22 protein-coding genes are annotated in these 23,846 nt (G+C 72.4%); 20 read left to right on the forward strand and 2 right to left on the reverse strand.

All coding sequences use genetic code 11. From position 1 onward, the window contains the following. Window positions 1-107: 107 nt before the first annotated feature. Window positions 108-608 (reverse strand): transcriptional regulator BldD, encoded by a 501-nt coding sequence (bldD, locus tag ABT129_RS34220; RefSeq protein WP_015032294.1) that lies wholly within the window; start codon window positions 606-608, stop codon window positions 108-110. 245 nt (window positions 609-853) lie between these two features. Here bldD and pyrR point away from each other — a divergent pair, with 245 nt between their 5' ends. The 14 genes from pyrR (at window position 854) to ABT129_RS34290 (ending at window position 17,606) form a co-directional block, all read left to right on the forward strand. Beyond that, window positions 854-1,420, forward strand: coding sequence for a bifunctional pyr operon transcriptional regulator/uracil phosphoribosyltransferase PyrR (pyrR, locus tag ABT129_RS34225; protein WP_351909457.1), 567 nt, complete (start codon window positions 854-856; stop codon window positions 1,418-1,420). Between the two features lie 84 nt (window positions 1,421-1,504). Further along, on the forward strand, window positions 1,505-2,536 hold the full coding sequence (locus ABT129_RS34230; protein WP_351909459.1) for an aspartate carbamoyltransferase catalytic subunit: 1,032 nt from the start codon (window positions 1,505-1,507) through the stop codon (window positions 2,534-2,536). 2 nt (window positions 2,537-2,538) lie between these two features. After that, window positions 2,539-3,825 carry a dihydroorotase gene (locus ABT129_RS34235; protein ID WP_351909461.1) on the forward strand — a complete coding sequence of 429 codons (1,287 nt, stop codon included), beginning with the start codon at window positions 2,539-2,541 and terminating at the stop codon, window positions 3,823-3,825. After that, window positions 3,822-4,394: a PH-like domain-containing protein gene (locus ABT129_RS34240; RefSeq protein WP_351909463.1), complete on the forward strand. Its 573-nt coding sequence runs from the start codon at window positions 3,822-3,824 to the stop codon at window positions 4,392-4,394. The genes ABT129_RS34235 and ABT129_RS34240 overlap by 4 nt, the downstream gene beginning before the upstream one ends. Further along, window positions 4,391-5,581, forward strand: coding sequence for a glutamine-hydrolyzing carbamoyl-phosphate synthase small subunit (carA, locus tag ABT129_RS34245; protein ID WP_351909465.1), 1,191 nt, complete (start codon window positions 4,391-4,393; stop codon window positions 5,579-5,581). The genes ABT129_RS34240 and carA overlap by 4 nt, the downstream gene beginning before the upstream one ends. Further along, a complete protein-coding gene (carB, locus tag ABT129_RS34250) occupies window positions 5,574-8,882 on the forward strand; it encodes a carbamoyl-phosphate synthase large subunit (protein WP_351909467.1) in 3,309 nt (1,102 codons plus the stop codon). Before carA ends, carB begins: the two co-directional genes overlap by 8 nt. A 75-nt stretch (window positions 8,883-8,957) precedes the next feature. Then, window positions 8,958-10,067, forward strand: coding sequence for a quinone-dependent dihydroorotate dehydrogenase (locus ABT129_RS34255; RefSeq protein ID WP_351909469.1), 1,110 nt, complete (start codon window positions 8,958-8,960; stop codon window positions 10,065-10,067). After that, window positions 10,064-10,942: an orotidine-5'-phosphate decarboxylase gene (pyrF, locus tag ABT129_RS34260; protein WP_351909471.1), complete on the forward strand. Its 879-nt coding sequence runs from the start codon at window positions 10,064-10,066 to the stop codon at window positions 10,940-10,942. The genes ABT129_RS34255 and pyrF overlap by 4 nt, the downstream gene beginning before the upstream one ends. Before the next feature lie 342 nt (window positions 10,943-11,284). After that, the gene (locus ABT129_RS34265; RefSeq protein WP_030008746.1) at window positions 11,285-11,608 is read left to right on the forward strand and encodes an integration host factor; all 324 of its coding nucleotides are present in this window, start codon (window positions 11,285-11,287) and stop codon (window positions 11,606-11,608) included. Window positions 11,609-11,681: 73 nt separating this feature from the next. After that, the gene (gmk, locus tag ABT129_RS34270; RefSeq protein WP_351909473.1) at window positions 11,682-12,254 is read left to right on the forward strand and encodes a guanylate kinase; all 573 of its coding nucleotides are present in this window, start codon (window positions 11,682-11,684) and stop codon (window positions 12,252-12,254) included. Between the two features lie 64 nt (window positions 12,255-12,318). Then, window positions 12,319-12,591, forward strand: coding sequence for a DNA-directed RNA polymerase subunit omega (gene rpoZ / locus ABT129_RS34275; protein ID WP_030316319.1), 273 nt, complete (start codon window positions 12,319-12,321; stop codon window positions 12,589-12,591). Between the two features lie 120 nt (window positions 12,592-12,711). Beyond that, window positions 12,712-13,926, forward strand: a complete 1,215-nt coding sequence (gene coaBC / locus ABT129_RS34280) for a bifunctional phosphopantothenoylcysteine decarboxylase/phosphopantothenate--cysteine ligase CoaBC (RefSeq protein WP_351909475.1) — start codon at window positions 12,712-12,714, stop codon at window positions 13,924-13,926. A gap of 239 nt (window positions 13,927-14,165) precedes the next feature. Continuing rightward, window positions 14,166-15,374 (forward strand): methionine adenosyltransferase, encoded by a 1,209-nt coding sequence (gene metK, locus ABT129_RS34285; RefSeq protein WP_351909477.1) that lies wholly within the window; start codon window positions 14,166-14,168, stop codon window positions 15,372-15,374. A gap of 93 nt (window positions 15,375-15,467) precedes the next feature. After that, window positions 15,468-17,606 (forward strand): primosomal protein N', encoded by a 2,139-nt coding sequence (locus ABT129_RS34290; protein WP_351909479.1) that lies wholly within the window; start codon window positions 15,468-15,470, stop codon window positions 17,604-17,606. A 74-nt stretch (window positions 17,607-17,680) separates the two neighbouring features. On the opposite strand, the gene ABT129_RS34295 is transcribed toward ABT129_RS34290, so the two are convergent. Continuing rightward, complete coding sequence (locus tag ABT129_RS34295; RefSeq protein ID WP_351909481.1) at window positions 17,681-18,208, reverse strand: hypothetical protein; 528 nt, start codon at window positions 18,206-18,208, stop codon at window positions 17,681-17,683. A gap of 227 nt (window positions 18,209-18,435) precedes the next feature. On the opposite strand from ABT129_RS34295, the gene fmt reads away from it, so the two are divergent. The 6 genes from fmt (at window position 18,436) to ABT129_RS34325 (ending at window position 23,842) form a co-directional block, all read left to right on the forward strand. After that, entirely contained in the window at window positions 18,436-19,368 is a 933-nt protein-coding gene (gene fmt, locus ABT129_RS34300; protein WP_351909483.1) for a methionyl-tRNA formyltransferase, read from the forward strand. Between the two features lie 133 nt (window positions 19,369-19,501). Beyond that, window positions 19,502-20,914, forward strand: a complete 1,413-nt coding sequence (locus ABT129_RS34305) for an RsmB/NOP family class I SAM-dependent RNA methyltransferase (protein WP_351909485.1) — start codon at window positions 19,502-19,504, stop codon at window positions 20,912-20,914. A gap of 171 nt (window positions 20,915-21,085) precedes the next feature. Further along, complete coding sequence (gene rpe / locus ABT129_RS34310) at window positions 21,086-21,769, forward strand: ribulose-phosphate 3-epimerase (RefSeq protein ID WP_351909487.1); 684 nt, start codon at window positions 21,086-21,088, stop codon at window positions 21,767-21,769. Window positions 21,770-21,946: 177 nt separating this feature from the next. Further along, window positions 21,947-22,996 carry a sugar-binding transcriptional regulator gene (locus ABT129_RS34315; RefSeq protein ID WP_351909489.1) on the forward strand — a complete coding sequence of 350 codons (1,050 nt, stop codon included), beginning with the start codon at window positions 21,947-21,949 and terminating at the stop codon, window positions 22,994-22,996. Between the two features lie 83 nt (window positions 22,997-23,079). Next, a complete protein-coding gene (locus tag ABT129_RS34320) occupies window positions 23,080-23,517 on the forward strand; it encodes a guanyl-specific ribonuclease (RefSeq protein ID WP_351909491.1) in 438 nt (145 codons plus the stop codon). Then, window positions 23,507-23,842 (forward strand): barstar family protein, encoded by a 336-nt coding sequence (locus tag ABT129_RS34325; RefSeq protein ID WP_351909493.1) that lies wholly within the window; start codon window positions 23,507-23,509, stop codon window positions 23,840-23,842. The genes ABT129_RS34320 and ABT129_RS34325 overlap by 11 nt, the downstream gene beginning before the upstream one ends. Window positions 23,843-23,846 lie beyond the last annotated feature (4 nt).

Genomic DNA, 23,846 nt, shown 5'->3' on the forward strand with positions numbered 1-23,846 from the left:
CGGCGGGGACCGGCGCGGACGCCCGTACCCCCGTTCCCCTCCCCATGACCGTGCCCGCCGGCGAGAACGGGCCCGGCGGTACGTTTCTGCTGTGACCTCGGAAGGGGTCAGTTCTCCTCGTGGGCGACCGCGCGGCGCGCGTCCGCGTCCAGCACGCCCCAGCTGATCAGCTGCTCGGTGAGGACCGAGGGCGACTGGTCGTAGATCACGGCCAGGGTGCGCAGGTCGTCCTGACGGATCGACAGCACCTTGCCGTTGTAGTCGCCGCGCTGCGACTGGATCGTCGCCGCGTAGCGCTGGAGCGGGCCCGCCTTCTCCTGGGGGACGTGCGCGAGGCGCTCCAGGTCCAGGACGAGCTTCGGCGGCGGCTCGGCGGCCCCGCCCGGAGTGGTGCCCGGCAGGAGCTCCTGCACCGGCACCCCGTAGAAGTCGGCCAGCTCGGCAAGGCGCTGCACGGTCACCGCGCGGTCGCCACGCTCGTACGAACCGACCACCACGGCCTTCCAGCGGCCCTGGGACTTCTCCTCCACCCCGTGGAGGGAGAGACCCTGCTGGGTGCGGATGGCACGGAGTTTGGCCCCGAGCTGCTTTGCGTATTCGCTGGACATAACGCTCCCGGACGCTGTGACGACATGCGGCTGCGCCGCGCGGCTGGTAACTCACTGTGAGGTTACGCAGCGTTACTCTTTCCCGTCAAGCCGAATGGTCCGTACCGCCCCCTCCCGGGGGACGTCGCCCGGAGTGGCGACCGGGGTGCGGGGAAGGTTCCCGTCCGCCCCTGGTATCGTTGACGTCGCAAATCCGACGTCCTTTAAGAGCCGTCCCGTGAGGCGGAGAAGGAGGTCCGTTTTTCATGGACACCCAGCAGCAGTACAGCGACGACGCGCGCCCCGTTCTGGAGGCGCCGGACATCGCGCGGGTCCTCACCCGCATCGCACACGAGATCGTCGAGCGCGCCAAGGGCGCCGACGACGTGGTCCTCCTCGGCATTCCCACCCGCGGCGTCTTCCTCGCCCGCCGGCTCGCCGAGAAGCTCGAATCGATCACCGGCACCAAGATCCCCGTCGGCTCCCTGGACATCACCATGTACCGGGACGACCTGCGGATGAAGCCGGCGCGCGCCCTCGGCCGCACCGAGATCCCCGGTGACGGCGTCGACGGCCGCCTGGTCGTCCTCGTCGACGACGTGCTCTTCTCCGGCCGCACCATCCGCGCCGCCCTCGACGCCCTCGGCGACATCGGCCGCCCCCGCGCGGTCCAGCTCGCCGTCCTCGTCGACCGCGGCCACCGCGAGCTTCCGATCCGCGCCGACTACGTCGGCAAGAACCTCCCCACGTCGTTGCGGGAGACGGTCAAGGTCCAGCTCGCCGAGGAGGACGGTCGCGACACCGTCCTGCTCGGTGCCAGGCCCACCGCCTAGCCGGACCGGCTTTCCCCCGCGGGGCCGGGCCACCTCCCGCGCCCCCGCACGCCCTCACACTCCCCACCACGGAGAGACACCCCGATGATGCGTCACCTCATCTCGGCCGCCGACCTCACCCGCGACGACGCCGTCCTGATCCTCGACACCGCCGAGGAGATGGCCCGGGTGGCCGACCGGCCCATCAGGAAGCTGCCGACCCTGCGCGGCCGGACCATCTGCAACCTCTTCTTCGAGGACTCCACGCGGACCCGTATCTCCTTCGAGGCCGCCGAGAAGCGCCTCTCCGCCGACGTGATCAACTTCGCGGCCAAGGGCTCCAGCGTCTCCAAGGGCGAGTCCCTCAAGGACACCGCGCAGACCCTGGAGGCCATGGGCGTCGACGCGGTCGTCATCCGGCACGGCGCCTCCGGAGCCCCGTACCGCCTCGCCACCTCCGGCTGGATCGACGCCCCCGTCGTCAACGCCGGCGACGGCACCCACCAGCACCCCACCCAGGCCCTCCTGGACGCCTTCACCATGCGCCGCCGCCTCGTCGGCCGGGACGCCGGGCTCGGCAAGGACCTCGAAGGCAGGCGGATCACGCTCGTCGGCGACGTCCTGCACAGCCGGGTCGCCCGCTCCAACGTCGACCTGCTGCACACCCTCGGCGCCCAGGTCACCCTGGTGGCCCCGCCCACCCTGGTCCCCGTCGGCGTCGAGACCTGGCCCTGCGAGGTCTCGTACGACCTCGACCGGGTGCTGCCGAAGTCCGACGCGGTCATGATGCTGCGTGTGCAGCGCGAGCGGATGAACGCCGCCTTCTTCCCCACCGAGCGCGAGTACTCGCGCCGGTACGGGCTCGACGGCGAGCGGATGGCGAAGATGCCCGAGCACGCCATCGTCATGCACCCCGGCCCCATGGTCCGCGGCATGGAGATCACCGCCGAGGTCGCCGACTCCGACCGCTGCACGGTCGTCGAGCAGGTCGCCAACGGCGTCTCCATCCGGATGGCGGTCCTCTACCTGCTTCTGGGCGGCAACGACTCCGCCGTCACCCACACCCGCCCTCCCGTCGCCCACCACCACCCTTCTGAAGAGCGCTCCGCGCACACCGCCGATTCGGAGAACAAGTAACCATGAGCAAGATCCTTATCCGCGGTGCGCAGGTCCTGGGCGGCGAGGTCCAGGACGTCCTGATCGACGGCGAGACCATCGCCGAGGTGGGCACCGGCCTCTCCGCCGAGGGCGCCACCGTGATCGAGGCCGAGGGCCAGATCCTGCTGCCCGGCCTGGTCGACCTCCACACCCACCTGCGGGAGCCCGGCCGCGAGGACTCCGAGACCGTCCTCACCGGCACCCGCGCCGCCGCCTCCGGCGGCTACACGGCCGTCTTCGCCATGGCCAACACCCACCCGGTCGCCGACACCGCCGGCGTCGTCGAGCAGGTCTACCGGCTCGGCAAGGAGTCCGGCTACTGCGACGTGCAGCCCATCGGCGCCGTCACCGTCGGCCTGGAGGGCAAGAAGCTCGCCGAGCTCGGCGCCATGCACGACTCCGCCGCCGGTGTCACCGTCTTCTCCGACGACGGCAAGTGCGTCGACGACGCCGTGATCATGCGCCGCGCCCTGGAGTACGTGAAGGCCTTCGACGGCGTCGTCGCCCAGCACGCCCAGGAGCCCCGCCTCACCGAGGGCGCCCAGATGAACGAGGGCATCGTCTCGGCCGAGCTCGGACTCGGCGGCTGGCCGGCCGTCGCCGAGGAGTCGATCATCGCCCGCGACGTCCTCCTCGCCGAGCACGTCGGCTCCCGCGTCCACATCTGCCACCTCTCCACCGCCGGCTCCGTCGAGATCGTCCGCTGGGCCAAGTCCCGCGGCATCGACGTCACCGCCGAGGTCACCCCGCACCACCTCCTCCTCACGGACGAGCTGGTCCGCTCGTACAACCCGGTCTACAAGGTCAACCCGCCGCTGCGCACCGAGAAGGACGTCCTCGCCCTCCGCGAGGCGCTGGCCGACGGCACGATCGACATCGTCGCCACCGACCACGCCCCGCACCCGCACGAGGACAAGGACTGCGAGTGGGCCGCGGCCGCCATGGGCATGGTCGGCCTGGAGACCGCGCTCTCCGTCGTCCAGCAGACGATGGTCGAGACCGGTCTCCTCGACTGGGCCGGCGTCGCCGACCGGATGTCCTTCGCGCCCGCCCGCATCGGACGGGCCAAGGGCCACGGACGACCCGTCTCGGCTGGTGAGCCCGCGAACCTGACGCTGGTCGATCCGGCTTACCGTGGTGTCGTGGACCCCGCGGAGTTCGCCTCCCGCAGCCGCAACACCCCCTACGAGGGTCGTGAGCTGCCGGGACGCGTCACCCACACCATCCTGCGGGGCCGGGCAACGGTCGTGGACGGGAAGCTGGCGTGACACCACTCATCGCAATCGCCGCAGAGGCAGCCGATCAGAAGTCGGCGGAGGTGACCGACTGGGCCGGACGGCTCGGCTGGGTCGCCGGACTGCTGCTCTTCATCGCCTTCGTGTACTGGCTGATGCGCCAGGGATGGAAGTGGCGCGGCAGCCTCCAGTCCGACCTCCCCGAGCTGCCGGAGGTGCCCGCCACGGGCGCCGAGGCGACACTCAAGCTCTCCGGCCGGTACCACGGCTCGACGACCGCCGGGCAGTGGCTCGACCGGATCGTCGCCCACGGTCTCGGCACCCGCAGCCGCGTCGAGCTCACGCTCACCGACGCCGGGATCGCGGTCGTACGCCCCGGGGCGAACGACTTCTTCGTCCCGGCCGAAGCCCTGCGCGAGGCCCGCCTCGACAAGGGCATCGCCGGCAAGGTCCTCGCCGAGGGCGGCCTGCTGATCGTCACCTGGGCGCACGGCGACCAGCTGATCGACTCCGGCTTCCGCTCCGACCGGGCGGCCGAGCACACCGCCTGGGTCGAGGCCATCAACTCCATGATCAACACGACGGAAGGCATCGCACGATGACGACCTCCATCCAGGGAGTCGCCTCTCAGAGGCACAAGGCTGCTCCCGCCGTACTCGTCCTGGAGGACGGCCGCACCTTCCGCGGCCGCGCCTACGGGGCCGTGGGGGAGACCTTCGGCGAGGCCGTGTTCTCCACCGGCATGACCGGCTACCAGGAGACCCTCACCGACCCGTCGTACCACCGCCAGGTCGTGGTCATGACGGCCCCGCACGTCGGCAACACCGGCGTCAACGACGACGACCCCGAGTCCGGCCGCATCTGGGTCTCCGGCTACGTCGTCCGCGACCCCGCCCGCGTCTCCTCCAACTGGCGCGCCCGCCGCTCGCTCGACGAGGAGCTGGAGCGCCAGGGCGTCGTCGGCATCTCCGGCATCGACACCCGCGCCCTCACCCGCCACCTGCGCGAGCGCGGCGCCATGCGCGTCGGCATCTTCTCCGGCGACGCCTGGACCGGCGTCCGCGACGAGGCCCTGCTCGCCCGGGTCCAGGCGCAGCCCGAGATGAAGGGCGCGAACCTCTCCGCCGAGGTCGCCACCAAGGAGACGTACGTCGTCCCCGCGATCGGCCCCGACGGCGAGGCCCTCCCGCTCGGCTCCGCGAAGTTCACCGTCGCCGCCGTCGACCTCGGCATCAAGGGCATGACCCCGCGCCGGATGGCCGAGCGCGGCATCGAGGTCCACGTGCTGCCCGCCACCGCCACCGCCGAGGACATCTACGCCGTCGACCCCGACGGGGTCTTCTTCTCCAACGGCCCCGGCGACCCGGCCACCGCCGACGGTCCCGTCGCCGTCATGCGCGCCGTCCTGGAGCGGAGGACGCCGCTCTTCGGCATCTGCTTCGGCAACCAGATCCTCGGCCGCGCGCTCGGCTTCGGCACCTACAAGCTGAAGTACGGCCACCGGGGCATCAACCAGCCGGTCCAGGACCGCACCACCGGCAAGGTCGAGATCACCGCGCACAACCACGGCTTCGCCGTCGACGCGCCCCTCGACAAGGTCTCCGACACGCCCTTCGGGCGCGCCGAGGTCTCCCACGTCTGTCTGAACGACCAGGTCGTCGAAGGCCTCCAGCTGCTCGACCAGCCGGCCTTCTCCGTCCAGTACCACCCCGAGGCGGCCGCGGGCCCGCACGACGCCGCGTACCTCTTCGACCGTTTCGTATCGCTGATGGAGGCCGAGCGTGCCTAAGCGCACCGATATCCAGTCCGTCCTGGTCATCGGCTCCGGCCCGATCGTCATCGGACAGGCCGCCGAGTTCGACTACTCCGGCACCCAGGCCTGCCGCATCCTCAAGGCCGAGGGCCTGCGGGTGATCCTGGTCAACTCCAACCCGGCCACGATCATGACCGACCCGGAGATCGCCGACGCCACGTACGTCGAGCCGATCACCCCCGAGTTCGTCGAGAAGATCATCGCCAAGGAGCGCCCCGATGCCCTCCTGCCCACCCTCGGCGGCCAGACCGCGCTCAACACCGCGATCTCCATGCACGAGCAGGGCGTCCTGGAGAAGTACGGTGTCGAGCTCATCGGCGCCAACGTCGAGGCCATCAACAAGGGCGAGGACCGCGACCTCTTCAAGGGCGTCGTCGAGGCCGTCAAGGCCAAGATCGGCTACGGCGAGTCCGCCCGCTCGGTCATCTGCCACTCGATGGACGACGTGATCCAGGGCGTCGAGACGCTCGGCGGCTACCCCGTCGTCGTCCGCCCCTCCTTCACCATGGGCGGCGCCGGCTCCGGCTTCGCCCACGACGAGGACGAGCTGCGCCGCATCGCCGGCCAGGGCCTCACACTCTCCCCGACCACCGAGGTGCTCCTGGAGGAGTCCATCCTCGGCTGGAAGGAGTACGAGCTGGAGCTGATGCGCGACAAGAACGACAACGTCGTGGTCGTCTGCTCCATCGAGAACTTCGACCCGATGGGCGTCCACACCGGTGACTCGATCACCGTCGCCCCGGCGATGACGCTCACCGACCGCGAGTACCAGCGGCTGCGCGACATCGGCATCGCGATCATCCGCGAGGTCGGCGTCGACACCGGCGGCTGCAACATCCAGTTCGCGATCGACCCGGTCGACGGCCGGATCATCGTCATCGAGATGAACCCGCGCGTCTCCCGCTCCTCGGCGCTCGCCTCCAAGGCGACCGGCTTCCCGATCGCCAAGATCGCGGCCCGGCTCGCCGTCGGCTACACGCTGGACGAGATCCCGAACGACATCACGGAGAAGACCCCGGCGTCCTTCGAGCCCACGCTCGACTACGTCGTCGTCAAGGCCCCGCGCTTCGCCTTCGAGAAGTTCCCCTCCGCCGACTCCACGCTGACCACGACCATGAAGTCGGTCGGCGAGGCCATGGCGATCGGCCGCAACTTCACCGAGGCGCTCCAGAAGGCCCTGCGGTCCCTGGAGAAGAAGGGCTCGCAGTTCACCTTCGTGGGCGAGCCCGGCGACAAGGCCGAGCTGCTGCGCGAGGCGGTCCGCCCGACCGACGGCCGCATCAACACGGTCATGCAGGCGATCCGGGCCGGCGCCACCCCGGAGGAGGTCTTCGAGTCCACGAGGATCGACCCCTGGTTCGTCGACCAGCTCTTCCTGATCAAGGAGATCGCCGACGAGCTGGCCGCCGCCGAGAAGCTCGAGCCCGAGATCCTCGCCGAGGCCAAGCGCCACGGCTTCTCCGACGCCCAGATCGCCGAGATCCGGGGCCTGCGCGAGGACGTCGTCCGCGAGGTCCGGCACGCCCTCGGCGTCCGCCCGGTCTACAAGACGGTCGACACCTGCGCCGCCGAGTTCGCCGCCAAGACGCCGTACTTCTACTCCTCGTACGACGAGGAGAGCGAGGTCGCGCCCCGCACCAAGCCCGCGGTGATCATCCTGGGCTCCGGCCCGAACCGCATCGGCCAGGGCATCGAGTTCGACTACTCCTGCGTCCACGCCTCCTTCGCCCTGAGCGACGCCGGCTACGAGACCGTGATGGTCAACTGCAACCCGGAGACCGTCTCGACGGACTACGACACCTCCGACCGCCTGTACTTCGAGCCGCTGACGCTGGAAGACGTGCTGGAGATCGTCCACGCCGAGACCCTCGCCGGCCCCGTCGCCGGTGTCGTCGTCCAGCTCGGCGGCCAGACCCCGCTGGGCCTGTCGCAGGCGCTCAAGGACAACGGCGTGCCGGTCGTCGGCACCTCCCCGGAGGCCATCCACGCCGCCGAGGACCGCGGCGCCTTCGGCCAGGTCCTCGCCGAGGCGGGCCTCCCCGCCCCCAAGCACGGCACCGCGACCACCTTCGCCGGCGCCAAGGCCATCGCCGACGAGATCGGCTACCCCGTCCTCGTCCGCCCGTCGTACGTGCTCGGCGGCCGGGGCATGGAGATCGTCTACGACGAGACCCGCCTGGAGTCGTACATCGCCGAGTCCACCGAGATCAGCCCCACCCGGCCGGTCCTGGTCGACCGCTTCCTCGACGACGCCATCGAGATCGACGTCGACGCGCTCTACGACGGCCAGGAGCTCTACCTCGGCGGCGTCATGGAGCACATCGAGGAGGCCGGCATCCACTCCGGCGACTCGGCCTGCGCCCTGCCCCCGATCACCCTCGGCGGCTTCGACATCAAGCGCCTGCGCGCCTCCACCGAGGCCATCGCCAAGGGCGTCGGCGTGCGCGGCCTGATCAACATCCAGTTCGCGATGGCCGGCGACATCCTCTACGTCCTGGAGGCCAACCCGCGCGCCTCCCGGACCGTCCCCTTCACCTCGAAGGCGACCGCCGTCCCGCTCGCGAAGGCCGCCGCCCGCATCTCGCTCGGCGCCACCATCGCCGAGCTGCGCGCCGAGGGCCTGCTGCCGAAGACCGGCGACGGCGGCACCCTGCCGCTCGACGCGCCGATCTCCGTCAAGGAGGCCGTGATGCCGTGGTCGCGCTTCCGCGACGTGCACGGCCGCGGCGTCGACACCGTCCTCGGCCCGGAGATGCGCTCCACCGGCGAGGTCATGGGCATCGACGCGGTCTTCGGCACGGCGTACGCCAAGTCGCAGGCCGGCGCCTACGGCCCGCTGCCCACCAAGGGCCGCGCGTTCATCTCGGTCGCCAACCGCGACAAGCGCTCGATGATCTTCCCGGCCCGCGAGCTCGTCGCCCACGGCTTCGAGCTGCTCGCCACCTCCGGCACCGCCGAGGTCCTCAAGCGCAACGGCATCAACGCCACGATCGTGCGCAAGCTGAGCGAGGGCGAGGGCCCCGCCGGCGAGAAGACGATCGTCCAGCTCATCCACGACGGCCAGGTCGACCTGATCGTCAACACCCCGTACGGCACCGGCGGCCGCCTCGACGGCTACGAGATCCGTACGGCCGCGGTGGCGCGCAGCGTCCCCTGCCTCACCACGGTCCAGGCGCTCGCCGCCGCCGTCCAGGGCATCGACGCGCTCAACCGCGGCGACGTGGGCGTCCGCTCGCTCCAGGAGCACGCGGAACACCTGATCGCGGCCCGCGACTAGCAGCCCGTACGAGGAGGGGGACACCGGCAGGACCTGCGGTGTCCCCCTCGTCATGAGCAGACCTGGACTCCCCGCATGTACAAGTTCTTCTTCGACCTCGTCTTCAAGCGCATGGACCCCGAGAAGGCCCACTACCTGGCCTTCCGCTGGATCCGCCGCGCCGCCCGCGTCCCGGTGCTCCGGACGTTCATCGCCGCCGTCCTCGCCCCCCGCCACCCGGCCCTGCGGACCGAGGCTCTGGGCCTCCGCATGCACGGCCCCTTCGGGCTCGCCGCCGGCTTCGACAAGAACGCCGTCGCGATCGACGGCATGTCGATGCTCGGCTTCGACCACGTGGAGATCGGCACGGTCACCGGCGAGGCCCAGCCCGGCAACCCGAGGAAGCGCCTCTTCCGGCTCGTCCCGGACCGCGCGCTGATCAACCGCATGGGCTTCAACAACGAGGGCTCCGCCGCCGTCGCCGCACGCCTCCACGCGCGCGTACCGGTCTTCCGTACGGTCGTCGGCGTCAACATCGGCAAGACCAAGGTCGTCCCCGAGGCCGAGGCCGCCGCCGACTACGTGAAGTCGACCGAGCGCCTCGCCGCGCACGCCGACTACCTGGTCGTGAACGTCTCCTCGCCCAACACCCCCGGTCTGCGCAACCTCCAGGCCACCGAGTCCCTGCGTCCGCTCCTGACGGCCGTACGGGAGGCCGCCGACCGCACGGTCACCGACCGCCGCGTCCCGCTCCTGGTCAAGATCGCCCCCGACCTGGCCGACGAGGACGTCGACGCGGTCGCCGACCTCGCCCTGGAGCTCGGCCTCGACGGCATCATCGCCACCAACACCACCATCGCGCGCGAGGGCCTGGGCCTGAAGTCCGACCCCGAGCTCGTCAAGGAGACCGGCGGCCTCTCCGGCGCGCCCGTCAAGGAGCGCTCCCTCGCGGTCCTCAGGCGCCTGCACGCGCGCGTGGGCGACCGCCTGGTCCTCGTGGGCGTCGGCGGCATCGAGAACGCCGAGGACGCCTGGCAGCGGATCCTCGCGGGCGCCACCCTCATCCAGGGCTACAGCGCCTTCATCTACGAGGGCCCGTTCTACGCCCGCGCGATCCACCGGGGCCTCGCCGCGCGCCTCGCCGCCTCCCCGTACGCGACCCTCGCCGAGGCCGTCGGCGCCGACAACCGAAAGGCCACCCCGTGACAGCCCTCCCGTCGTCCGACCTCCGCCCCTCGCCGACGCCCTTCGGCACCCGCCTGCGCTCCGCCATGGACGCGCGCGGCCCGCTCTGTGTCGGCATCGACCCGCACGCCGCCCTGCTCGACTCCTGGGGCCTGGGCGACGACATCGCCGGTCTCGAACGGTTCACCTTCACCGTCGTGGAGGCCCTCGCGGAGACCGTGGCCGTCTTCAAGCCGCAGTCCGCCTTCTTCGAGCGCTTCGGCTCGCGGGGCATCGCCGTCCTGGAGCGTGCCGTCGCCGATCTGCGCGCGGCGGGCGGCCTGGTCGTCATGGACGCCAAGCGCGGCGACATCGGCTCCACCATGGCCGCGTACGCGGAGACCTTCCTGCGCGCGGACTCCCCGCTCTTCTCCGACGCGCTCACGGTCTCCCCGTACCTCGGCTACGGCTCCCTGAAGCCGGCCGTCGACCTGGCCCGCGAGTCCGGCGCCGGTCTGTTCGTCCTGGCCCTGACCTCCAACCCGGAGGGCGCGGAGGTCCAGCGGGCGGTCCGCGCCGACGACCCGGCGGGGCTCACGATCGGCGCGACCATGCTGGCCCACCTCGCCCAGGAGAACGCGGGGGAGACCCCGATGGGCTCCTTCGGCGCGGTCGTCGGGGCCACCCTCGGGGACCTGTCCTCGTTCGACCTGGACATCAACGGTCCGCTCCTGGCCCCGGGCATCGGGGCCCAGGGCGCGACCCCGGCCGACCTCCCCGCCGTCTTCGGCGCGGCGGTCGGCAACGTCGTCCCGAACGTCAGCCGCGGGGTCCTGCGGCACGGCCCGGACGCGGCCGCCCTGCGGGACTCGGCTCACCGGTACGCGGACGAGATCCGGGTGGCGGTCGGCGGATAACGGACTCCGGGGTCAATCCGCAGGTCGGAGCGGATCGTCCCGGCCGGAGCCCCCGTTTCGGAGCTGTTTCGGCCCGGTGAGACGAACCGTCTCACCGGGCCGTCTCACTACTTGACGAAATCTTGGCTCAAAACCAGGTCGTTTTGCCGGAAAAGTCCCGGTCAGTCGATGCTGACCAGGACTTTTCCGCTGTTCTCGCTGACTGGAGCGGCCTCGGCCGCTAGTCTCCGGGGCAGAGCAGGCGTTCAACGACCACTCCGTTGAGCGTTGCTCCACTGGTGTGGGGCGCAGGGTTCCTCACCGGTCCGTATCCGACAGATCGACATCCGAGGTGACGTAGGCGTGGCTCTTCCGCCCCTTACCCCTGAACAGCGCGCAGCCGCGCTCGAGAAGGCCGCCGCGGCTCGCCGGGAGCGGGCCGAGGTCAAGAATCGACTCAAGCACTCCGGCGCCTCCCTTCAGGAGGTCATCAAGACCGGCCAGGAGAACGACGTCATCGGCAAGATGAAGGTCTCCGCGCTCCTTGAGTCCCTGCCCGGCGTGGGCAAGGTCCGCGCCAAGCAGATCATGGAGCGGCTCGGCATCTCCGAGAGCCGCCGGGTGCGCGGTCTCGGCTCCAACCAGATCGCCTCCCTGGAGCGCGAGTTCGGCAGCACCGGCGCCTGATCCGGCGACCGGTCCGGCTTCCGATCCGGGACACCCGTCCCGGGCACCCCGGTGAAGCTGGAATAATCGCTGCATGGCAGCAGAGGTACGTCCGCGGCTGACCGTGCTCTCCGGCCCCTCAGGGGTCGGCAAGAGCACGGTCGTCGCGCATATGCGCAAGGTCCACCCCGAGGTCTGGCTCTCGGTGTCGGCGACGACACGGAAGCCCCGTCCCGGCGAGAAGCACGGCGTCCACTACTTCTTCGTGACGGACGACGAGTTCGACAAGCTGATCGCCAACGGCGAGCTCCTCGAGTGGGCCGAGTTCGCGGGCAACCGCTACGGCACCCCGCGCGGCGCGGTCCTCGACCGCCTCGACGCCGGCGAGCCCGTGCTCCTGGAGATCGACCTCCAGGGCGCCCGCCAGGTGAAGGACTCGATGTCCGAGTCCCAGCTGGTCTTCCTGGCCCCGCCGAGCTGGGAGGAGCTGGTCCGCCGGCTCACCGGCCGCGGCACCGAGTCGCCCGAGGTCATCGAGCGCCGGCTGGCGGCCGCGAAGATCGAACTGGCCGCCGAGTCGGAGTTCGACACCACCCTCGTCAACACCTCCGTCGAGGACGTCGCGCGCGAGCTGCTAACGTTGATGCTGTTGACTTCTGGGGAATGATCCACCGATTCCCCCGGACATCCATCGGATGTCTGATCTTTTTTCCATCTTCGGAAGGTAGAGCGTGTCCTCTTCCATCACCGCGCCCGAGGGCATCATCAACCCGCCGATCGACGAGCTGCTCGAGGCCACGGACTCGAAGTACAGCCTCGTGATCTACGCGGCCAAGCGCGCGCGTCAGATCAACGCGTACTACTCCCAGCTCGGCGAGGGCCTGCTGGAGTACGTGGGTCCGCTGGTCGACACCCATGTCCACGAGAAGCCGCTCTCGATCGCCCTGCGCGAGATCAACGCGGGTCTGCTGACGTCCGAGGCCATCGAGGGCCCCGCGACCTGAGCACGTAGCGCTGTAACACTTGTCACCACAGGCCCGGCGGAACATCCGCCGGGCCTGTGGTGTCTCATGGAGTCGTAACGCATCCGAGTGCGCGTCCGAGTGCGGGGAGTAGTGGAAGTCGTGGCAAAGCCGAAGGTCGTTCTGGGGGTCAGCGGCGGGATCGCCGCCTACAAGGCCTGCGAGCTGCTGCGCCGGCTCACCGAGTCGGGCCACGACGTCCGGGTCGTCCCCACCGACTCCGCCCTCCACTTCGTCGGCGAGGCGACCTGGTCCGCGCTCTCCGGCCACCCCGTCTCGACCGAGGTGTGGGAGAGCGTCCACGAGGTGCCGCACGTCCGCATCGGCCAGGCCGCCGACCTCGTCGTCGTCGCCCCCGCCACCGCCGACATGCTCGCCAAGGCCGCCCACGGCCTCGCCGACGACCTGCTCACCAACACACTGCTCACCGCCCGCTGTCCCGTCGTCTTCGCCCCCGCCATGCACACCGAGATGTGGGAGCACCCGGCGACCCAGGAGAACGTGGCGACCCTCCGCCGCCGCGGGGCCGTCGTGATCGAGCCGGCCGTCGGCCGCCTCACCGGTGTCGACACCGGCAAGGGCCGGCTGCCCGACCCGGGCGAGATCTTCGAGATCTGCCGACGGATCCTGGCCCGCGGCGCGGACGCCGCCCCCGACCTCGCCGGACGCCATGTCGTGGTCAGCGCGGGAGGAACCCGCGAGCCCCTGGACCCGGTCCGCTACCTGGGCAACCGCTCCTCCGGGAAGCAGGGCTACGCCCTCGCCAAGGCCGCCGCGGCCCGCGGCGCCCGGGTCACCCTCGTCGAGGCCAACACCGGTCTCCCCGACCCGGCCGGCGTCGACGTCGTCCGCGTCGGCACCGCGCTCCAGCTCCGCGAGGCCGTGCTGGCGGCCGTCGCCGACGCCGACGCGGTGGTGATGGCGGCGGCCGTCGCCGACTTCCGCCCCGCCGTCTACGCCGCCGGGAAGATCAAGAAGAAGGACGACGGCGGAGCCCCCACCGTCGAACTCGTCCGCAACCCCGACATCCTCGCCGAGCTCTCCGCCGACCGCGCCCTGCCGGGCCAGGTCGTCGTCGGCTTCGCCGCCGAGACCGACGACGTCCTCGCCAACGGCCGCGAGAAGCTGCGCCGCAAGGGCTGCGACCTCCTCGTCGTCAACGAGGTGGGGGAGCGCAAGACCTTCGGCTCCGAGGAGAACGAGGCCGTGGTCCTCGCCTCGGACGGCGCGGAGACCCCCGTGCCGTACGGTCCGAAGGAGGCGCTCGCCGAGACGGTCTGGGACCTCGTCCTGCCCCGGCTGCGCCCCACGACCTGACACACCGCCGCCGGGCCCGTGTGATGTGCGCCCCATCGGGTGCCCCCGCGGGACCGTCCCCCGGGGGTGGACCCGGCACGGAAAGACCGGATTCACCCGGTCAGGGCATTCGCCAGGCGAGACACCTGGTCCATCCTCCGACCACGACCGATAGACTGTCCGCGGAACGTCTTGGGGCGCAGCCCCCTGCCGGTCCGTCTAACGAAGAGCCAGCAGCCGCTGCAACCCCAGGGAGCGTTGTGTCCCGTCGTCTGTTCACCTCGGAGTCCGTCACCGAGGGCCACCCCGACAAGATCGCTGACCAGATCAGCGACACCATTCTCGACGCGCTCCTGCGCGAGGACCCCACCTCGCGCGTCGCCGTCGAGACGCTGATCACCACCGGCCTCGTGCACGTCGCCGGTGAGGTGACCACCAAGGCGTGGGCGGACATCCCGACCCTCGTCCGGAACAAGATCCTCGAGATCGGTTACGACTCCTCGAAGAAGGGCTTCGACGGCGCCTCCTGCGGCGTGTCGGTGTCCATCGGGTCTCAGTCCCCGGACATCGCCCAGGGCGTGGACACCGCGTACGAGAAGCGGGTCGAGGGCGACGAGGACGAGCTGGACAAGCAGGGCGCCGGCGACCAGGGCCTGATGTTCGGCTACGCGTCGGACGAGACCCCCGAGCTGATGCCGCTGCCGATCCACATCGCGCACCGCCTCTCGCGCCGCCTCACCGAGGTCCGCAAGAACGGGACCATCCCGTACCTGCGCCCCGACGGCAAGACCCAGGTCACCATCGAGTACGACGGCGACAAGGCCGTCCGCCTCGACACGGTCGTCGTCTCCTCGCAGCACGCCTCCGACATCGACCTCGAGTCGCTGCTCGCGCCCGACATCCGCGAGTTCGTCGTCGAGCACGTGCTCAAGCAGCTCGTCGAGGACGGCATCAAGCTCGACACCGACGGCTACCGCCTCCTGGTGAACCCGACCGGCCGCTTCGAGATCGGCGGCCCCATGGGCGACGCCGGCCTCACCGGCCGCAAGATCATCATCGACACCTACGGCGGCATGGCCCGCCACGGTGGCGGCGCCTTCTCCGGCAAGGACCCGTCCAAGGTCGACCGCTCGGCCGCCTACGCCATGCGCTGGGTCGCCAAGAACGTCGTCGCCGCGGGCCTCGCCTCGCGCTGCGAGGTCCAGGTCGCGTACGCGATCGGCAAGGCCGAGCCCGTCGGACTCTTCATCGAGACCTTCGGCACCAACACCGTCGAGAACGAGAAGATCGAGAACGCCATCGCCGAGGTCTTCGACCTCCGCCCGGCCGCGATCATCCGCGACCTCGACCTGCTCCGCCCGATCTACTCCCAGACCGCCGCCTACGGCCACTTCGGCCGCGAGCTGCCGGACTTCACCTGGGAGCGCACCGACCGCGTGGACGCCCTGAAGCAGGCCGCCGGCCTCTAGGGCCTGTCTGTACGTGAGCGAAGCCCGGCACCCCCGAGGGGTGCCGGGCTTCGCTCTGCCCGGCTGTCGGTGGCGTCTGGTAGGTATGGGGCTGTGAGCAGCGAGAACGAGAGGTCCGCCGAGTCCGCCGAGCCCGAACAGCTCGCGCTCATCCGGGAGACCGTACGGAAGGCGAAGGTGCCGCGGGCGAAGCCGCGGACCTGGCGGGGGGCCGCGCTGGCCAAGGAGCTTCCCGTGGCCAGGGTCGTCGTGAACAAGGGGTCGCTCCACCTCGACCAGTTCTTCGACTACGCCGTCCCCGAGGAGCTCGACGAGGTCGCGCGGCCCGGGGTGCGGGTGCGGGTGCGGTTCGGCGCGGGCGCGCACCAGGTCAAGAACGGACGCCGGGAGGGCGGCCGGCTCATCGACGGGTTCCTCGTCGAGCGCCTGGCCACCTCCGACTACTCCGGGCCGCTGGCCGCGCTCGCCGACGTCGTCTCACCGGAGCCGGTCCTCGGACCCGAGCTGCTCGGGCTCTCCCGCGCCGTCGCCGACCGGTACGCGGGAAGCCTCGCGGACGTGCTCCAGCTCGCCGTGCCGCCGCGCAGCGCCCGCGCCGAGGGACGCCCCTCGCCGGAGCCGCTGCCGTCGCCCCCGGCGCCGGAGCCGGGCAGCTGGACGCGGTACGAGCGGGGGGCGGCGTTCCTGGACTCCCTCGCGCGCGGCGGGGCTCCCCGGGCCGTGTGGAACGCGCTGCCGGGACCGTACTGGGCCGAGGAGATCGCCCGCGCCGTCGCCGCGACCCTCGCCTCCGGGCGCGGCGCCCTCGTCGTCGTCCCCGACGGGCGGGCCGCCGGCCGGGTCGACGCGGCCCTGACCGGGGTGCTGGGAGAAGGACGGCACGCGCTGCTGACCGCCGACGCGGGCCCCGAGAAGCGGTACGCGCAGTGGCTCGCGGTGCGGCGCGGCGCGGTGCGGGCCGTCGTCGGAACCCGGGCCGCCATGTTCGCCCCGGTCCGGGACCTCGGTCTCGTCGTCATCTGGGACGACGGCGACGGCAGCCACAGCGAGCCGCACGCCCCGCAGCCCCACGCGCGCGACGTGCTGATCCTGCGGGCCACCCACGACCGGTGCGCCTTCCTCCTCGGCTCCACCAGCTGCACCGTCGAGGCCGCCCAGCTCGTCGAGTCCGGCTGGGCCAAGGCACTGACCGCGGGCCGCGAGCAGGTCCGCAGGGCCTCCCCGCTGATCCGGACCGTGGGCGACGGCGAACTGGCCCGCGACGAGGCCGCCCGCGCCGCCCGGCTGCCCTCGCTGGCCTGGCAGACCGTACGGGAGGGGCTGAAGACCGGGCCGGTGCTGGTGCAGGTGCCCCGCCGGGGGTACGTGCCCCGGCTGGCCTGCGAGCGCTGCCGGACGCCCGCCCGCTGCCGCCACTGCGCCGGACCGCTGGAGGCCCCCGAGCAGCGGGAGCTGCACTGCGGCTGGTGCGGGCGCGGTGCCCCCGACTGGCACTGCGTGGAGTGTGGCTCGAACCGGCTGCGGGCCCAGGTCGTCGGTGCCCGGCGCACCGCGGAGGAGCTGGGCCGGGCGTTCCCCGCGGTGCCCGTCCGGACCTCCGGCCGGGACCACGTCCTGGACAGCGTGCCCGGGCGCCCCGCGCTCGTCGTCTCCACCCCCGGCGCCGAACCCGTCGCCGAGGGCGGCTACGCGGCCGCGCTGCTCCTCGACGGCTGGGCGATGCTCGGCCGGCCCGATCTCCGCGCGGGCGAGGAGGCCCTGCGGCGCTGGATCGACGCGGCCTCCCTCGTGCGGGGGCAGCCCGAGGGCGGGACCGTCGTCGTGGTCGCCGAGCCGACGCTCCGGCCGGTCCAGGCGCTCGTCCGCTGGGACCCGGTCGGGCACGCCCAGCGGGAGCTCGCCGAGCGGGCCGAACTGGGCTTCCCGCCGGTCTCCCGGATGGCGGCGGTGACCGGTCCGCCCGAGGCCGTCGAAGGCTTTCTGGCGGGGGCCGGGCTGCCGCCGGACGCCGAGGTGCTCGGGCCCGTGCCGCTGCCCGTGGTCCGCCCCGGCGGGCCCCGCCGGCCCGGCGACCCGCCGCCGGGCGAGCAGTGGGAGCGGGCCCTGGTCCGGGTCCCGCCGGGCAGCGGCGCGGCCCTGGCGGCCGCGCTCAAGCAGGCGCGGGCGGGCCGGCTCGCCCGCGGCGGCGGGGACCCGGTGCGGATCCGGGTCGATCCGCCGGACATCGGCTGACGGCCGCTCCGCGCCGGGACGCGGAACGGCCGCCCGCCCTCGGTGAGGGTGGACGGCCGTTCCGGGCGGGTCGGTCAGCCGTTGCGCGGCCCGGGGAAGGCCGAGGGGCGCGGCTCCTCGCGGAGGGTGGCGCTGCCCGAGGTGGGCTGCGGGGGCATCGAGCGGGCGGCGGGGACCGAGGGGACCGGGGGGAGCGTGCGCGTCACGCCCGGCTCCACGATCGGGTCCTGGTCGACGACGGCGCCCGGCTGGGGCGCGCGCCGGGCACCGTAACGGCGGTGGACGGCCTGCTTGGTGACGCCGAGCGCGGAGCCCACCGCGTCCCAGGAGAACCCGAGCGAGCGGTCGAAGTCGACCGCCGCGGTCACCAGGGTCTCGACACTGTCCCGCAGTTCCTGGGCGAGACGGACGGTGGGGGCGGGTGCCCGCCCGTAGACGACGAAGCCCGTGGACGGGCCGGAGCGGCGAGGGCGGTAGACATTGCCCAGCTGGGCCGTGAGCGTGCGCAGTGCGTCCACCTGCCGCCGGACCCGCTCGATGTCCCGCACCAGCAGGTGCAGACTCGCCCGAGCCTGGGCGTCGTGGGTTGCGTGGTCGGCCATGTGAAAGCCTCTCGAACCGGCATGTAAGGGGAAGGGTCGCAGGGGGGAACGGCGACCCGAATCGGTCAATCTCTCTTGACCAACGCGCCACCGGGAGTTGGGTCACGCTGCGGGGGCGTACACGCATATGCGCGGGGCGCTCGTCCTTCCGTACGCCCCCTCCGTACCGGGCGCCTAGACTGGTGCGCTGCCCGCAAAGCCCCCGGACAGACAGGCAGTCGCCACCCATGAAGCTCGTCTTCGCAGGCACCCCCGAGGTCGCCGTACCCGCTCTGGACGCCCTGCTCGCCTCCGGCCGGCACGAGGTGGCCGCCGTGGTCACCCGGCCGGACGCCCCGGCGGGACGCGGCCGGCGGCTCGTCGCCAGCCCGGTGGCCCAGCGGGCGGAGGAGGCCGGGATCGAGATCCTCCGGCCGGCCAGGCCGCGCGACGAGGAGTTCCTCGCCCGGCTGCGGGAGATCGCCCCGGACTGCTGCCCGGTCGTCGCCTACGGCGGCATCCTGCCGAAGGCGGCCCTCGACATCCCCGCCCGCGGCTGGGTCAACCTGCACTTCTCGCTGCTGCCCGCCTGGCGGGGCGCCGCGCCCGTGCAGCACGCGCTGATGGCCGGTGACCAGGTGACGGGCGCGTCCACCTTCCTGATCGAGGAGGGGCTGGACTCGGGCCCGGTCTACGGCGTCGTCACCGAGGACGTCCGGCCGACCGACACCAGCGGCGACCTGCTCACCCGGCTCGCCTTCGCGGGCGCCGGGCTGCTCGCCGCGACCATGGACGGCATCGAGGACGGCACGCTCAAGGCCGTGCCGCAGCCCGCCGAGGGCGTCACCCTCGCCCCGAAGATCCAGGTCGAGGACGCCCACGTCGACTTCGCCGCCCCCGCCCTCCGGGTGGACCGGATGGTCCGCGGCTGCACCCCGGCCCCCGGCGCCTGGACGCTCTTCCGCGGCGAGCGGCTCAAGCTGATCCAGGTCACCCCGCTGCCCGACCGCGGCGACCTCGCCCCGGGCGAGCTCGCCGCGGGCAAGAACAACGTGTACGCGGGCACCGGCTCGTACGCCGTCGAGCTCCTCTGGGTGCAGCCCCAGGGCAAGAAGCCGATGAAGGCGGCCGACTGGGCCCGCGGCGTCCGCATCGCGCCCGGCGAGCGGCTGGGCGCGTAGGCCGGGCCGCCGGCGGGTCCATCGGGGTCCCCGGCGGGTCCGGGCGGCCGGTCACGGCCCCGGGAACCGGCGGGGGCGCGGCGGACGTAGGCTTGGGTGGTTCGACCTCGTCATTTCGTCACGCGGAGCACCTTTGAGCGAGCAGGCACGTCGCCGTCCCCACAAGCCCTACCGGCGGCCCCAGAAGGACCCCGTCCGGATGCTCGCCTTCGAGGCGCTGAGGGCGGTGGACGAGCGGGACGCCTACGCGAACCTGGTGCTGCCGCCGCTGCTGCGGAAGGCCCGGGAGGCCGGTGACTTCGACGGGCGTGACGCGGCGCTCGCGACCGAACTGGTCTACGGGACGCTCCGCCGCCAGGGCACGTACGACGCGATCATCTCCGCCTGCATCGACCGGCCGCTGCGCGAGGTCGACCCGCCGGTGCTCGACGTGCTCGCGCTCGGCGCCCACCAGCTGCTCGGCACCCGGATCCCCACCCACGCCGCCGTCTCGGCCAGCGTCGAGCTGGCGCGGGTGGTGCTCGGCGACGGCCGGGCCAAGTTCGTGAACGCCGTGCTGCGGAAGATCTCGCAGCAGGACCTGGACGCCTGGGTGGCGCAGGTCGCCCCGCCGTACGACGCGGACCCCGAGGACCACCTCGCCGTCGTCCACTCGCACCCCCGCTGGGTCGTCTCGGCGCTCTGGGACTCCCTCGGCGGCGGTCGCGCCGGCATCGAGGACCTCCTGGAGGCGGACAACGACCGCCCCGAGGTCACCCTCGTCGCCCGTCCCGGCCGCTCCACCACGGAGGAGCTCGCCGAGGCCACCGAGACCCTGCCGGGCCGCTGGTCGCCCTTCGCCGTCCGCATGGTGGAGGGCGGCGAGCCCGGTGCCATCGAGGCGGTCAAGGACGGCCGCGCCGGTGTCCAGGACGAGGGCAGCCAGCTCGTCGCGATCGCCCTCGCCAACGCGCCGGTCGAGGGCCCCGACGCCCGCTGGCTCGACGGGTGCGCGGGCCCCGGCGGCAAGGCCGCGCTCCTCGCCGCCCTCGCGGCCGAGCGCGGCGCCGCCCTGCTCGCCTCCGAGAAGCAGCCGCACCGCGCCCGCCTCGTCGAGCGCGCGCTGGCCGGCAACCCCGGGCCCTACCAGGTGATCGCCGCCGACGGCACCCGCCCGCCGTGGCGTCCCGGCTCCTTCGACCGGGTCCTGATGGACGTGCCGTGCTCGGGTCTCGGTGCCCTGCGCCGCCGCCCCGAGGCCCGCTGGCGCCGTCGTCCCGAGGACCTGGACGGCTTCGCCCCGCTCCAGCGCGCCCTGCTCACCGAGGCCCTGAGCGCCGTCCGTATCGGCGGTGTCGTGGGGTACGCGACCTGCTCGCCGCACCTGGCCGAGACCCGGGTGGTCGTCGACGACGTCCTGAAGAAGGTCGGCGGTGCCGAGCTGATCGACGCCCGGCCGCTGCTGCCGGGCGTACCGGCGCTCGGCGACGGGCCGGACGTCCAGCTCTGGCCGCATCTGCACGGTACGGACGCGATGTACCTGGCGCTGCTGCGCCGGACCGCCTGAGCGGGAGGGCCTTCGGGGGCTCCCGGGAGCCCCCGACCCTTCGATCGTCTGACCGTAATCTCCCGTTCCGTGCCGGTCCCGCGCTCGTCGCTTCGTACCGAAAGTGGTCTGGACCGCAACCGAAACAGCGCAGCGGCAAAGAAGTACCCAAGAACGTGGGAGGCTTGGCCCATGGCGCAGATCAACCCCAGCATCCTGTCCGCGGACTTCGCCCGGCTCGCCGAGGAGGCGAAGGCCGTCGACGGAGCCGACTGGCTGCACGTCGACGTGATGGACAACCACTTCGTGCCCAATCTGACGCTGGGCGTGCCGATCGTGGAGTCGCTGGCGCGGGCGACGCGGACCCCGCTCGACTGCCATCTGATGATCGAGGACCCCGACCGCTGGGCCCCCCAGTACGTGGAGGCCGGCGCCGGTTCGGTGACCTTCCACGTGGAGGCCGCCGCCGCCCCGGTGCGGCTCGCGCGGGAGATCAGGGCCAAGGGCGCGCGGGCCTCGATGGCGCTCAAGCCGGCCACGCCGATCGAGCCGTACGAGGACCTGCTCCCCGAGCTCGACATGCTGCTGATCATGACCGTCGAGCCCGGCTTCGGCGGGCAGGCCTTCCTCGACATCATGCTGCCCAAGATCCGCCGCACCCGTGAGCTGATCTCCAAGCACGGTCTGGAGCTGTGGCTCCAGGTCGACGGCGGCGTCGCCGAGTCCACGATCGAGCGGTGCGCCGAGGCCGGAGCCGACGTCTTCGTCGCCGGTTCCGCGGTCTACGGCGCCGCCGATCCGGCCGCCGCCGTCGCCTCGCTGAGGGCCCGCGCGGACGCCGTGACGGCCACCGCCCCGTGGGCGTGTGGCCACTGAGCCTCCGGCGGATGAACGCGGCCCGTCGGGCCGCCGACAGGACTGATCAAGGCACGCCGGATCTGACAGGATGGACGGCGAGTCCAGAGTGTGAACGACAGCGGTACCTGAACATCGGTACGTGAACGTCGTGACGTGAACATCGGTACGTGAGCACCGTTACGTGAACAGCGGTACGTGAACGGCAGTGAGGAGATCGCGGTGGCGGGTATGTCGGCGGGACGGTCAGCCCTGCGGATGGGCCCCGCGGAGCTGGTGCAGGCGGCGGCCATGGCCCGCCGCTTCTACCTCGAGGGCAAGTCCAAGATCCAGATCGCCGAGGAGTTCGGCGTGAGCCGCTTCAAGGTGGCCCGGGTCCTGGAGACCGCCCTGGAGCGCGATCTCGTACGGATCGAGATCCGGGTACCGGCCGAGCTGGACGCCGAGCGCTCCGACGCGCTCCGTGCCCGCTACGGGCTCCGCCACGCCGTCGTCGTCGAGTCGCCGGCGGAGGGCGAGGACGAGTCGCCCGACCCGGAGAACCTCGGCGAGGTCGCGGCCGACCTGCTCGGCGAGCTGGTCACCGAGGGCGACGTCCTGGGCCTGGCCTGGGGCCGCTCCACCATCCACATGGCGGCGGCCCTCGACCGGCTGCCCCCGTGCACGGTCGTCCAGCTCACCGGGGTGTACGACGCCGGGACCGCCGAGCGCGGCTCCGTCGAGGCGGTGCGCCGCGCCGCGCAGGTCTCCGGCGGCGAGGCCCACCCCATCTACGCGCCGATGCTGCTTCCCGACCCCGCGACGGCGGCCGCGCTGCGCAGCCAGACCGGCATCGCGCGGGCCTTCGAGTACTTCGACAAGGTGACCGTCGCCTGTGTCTCCATCGGCTCCTGGGAGCCGGGCATCTCGACCGTCCACGACATGCTCTCCGACGAGGAGCGCGCCCACTACGCCTCGCTCGGCGTCGCCGCCGAGATGTCCGCGCACCTCTTCGACGCCGACGGGCGCCGGGTCGGCCGAGACCTGGGCGAGCGCTGCATCACCGTCGAGGCGGACCGGCTGCGCCGCATCCCCGAGGTCGTGGCGATCGCGGGCGGCCAGCGCAAGGCGGCGGCGATCGGCGCGGTGCTCCGCTCCGGACTCGTCACCAGCCTGGTGACCGACCGCGCCGCGGCGGACTACCTCCTCACCGAGTCCAGCCCGGGCACCCACCCGGCGCTCGACCGGACGGACCCGGACAGCGTCTGACGACCCGGTCGACCGACGGGCCGGAGCCGTCCCGTAACGGACTGCGAGGGGCCGGAGCCATCCCGTGACGGTATGTTCGGGACATGCTGCTCCGGCCCCCGCGCGTGCTCCTCGCACTCGTCCTGTGCGTCCTCCTGGCCGGGTGCTCCTCGGCGGGCGGCGGCGGAGCCGATCCCGTCGCGTCTGCCCGCACCACCGCCACGGCCGAGGCCGCGGCGCCCACCGGAACCTCCGGACTGGCCACCGTACGGGCCGCCGAGCTGCCCCCCGAGGCGCGCCGGACGCTCGCCCTCATCGCGCGCGGCGGCCCCTACCCGTACGCGAAGGACGGGGCCGTCTTCTCCAACTTCGAGCGGATCCTGCCCCGCGAGGCGCGCGGCTACTACCGCGAGTACACCGTGAGGACCCCCGGCGAGCGCGACCGGGGCGCACGCCGGATCGTCACCGGGCGGAACGGTGAGATCTACTGGACCGACGACCACTACGCGTCCTTCCGGGAGGTGATCACGGATGGGGACTGACGATCCCGTCCTCCTCGACCTGACCGGCGTCACCGACAAGGCCGCCCTCATGGACCGGTGCGCCGCCGTCCTCGACCTGCCCGACTGGTTCGGCCGCAACTGGGACGCCCTCGCCGACTGCCTGACCGACCTCCCCGAGCCGGTCACCCTCGTCGTCACCGGCTGGCAGGAGTACGCCAGGACCCGCCCCCGCGAGTGGCGGACCGCCCAGGACGTCTTCACCACGGCCGTCGAGGAGCGCCCCACTCGCCTCACGGTCCTCCTCGCCCTGGGGGAGGCTTCGGAGGATCCCACGAAGCACCTGCGCCAAGGCTCGGATGATTAGCCCG

The organism is Streptomyces sp. NPDC002057 (assembly GCF_040296665.1).
Taxonomy (GTDB): domain Bacteria; phylum Actinomycetota; class Actinomycetes; order Streptomycetales; family Streptomycetaceae; genus Streptomyces.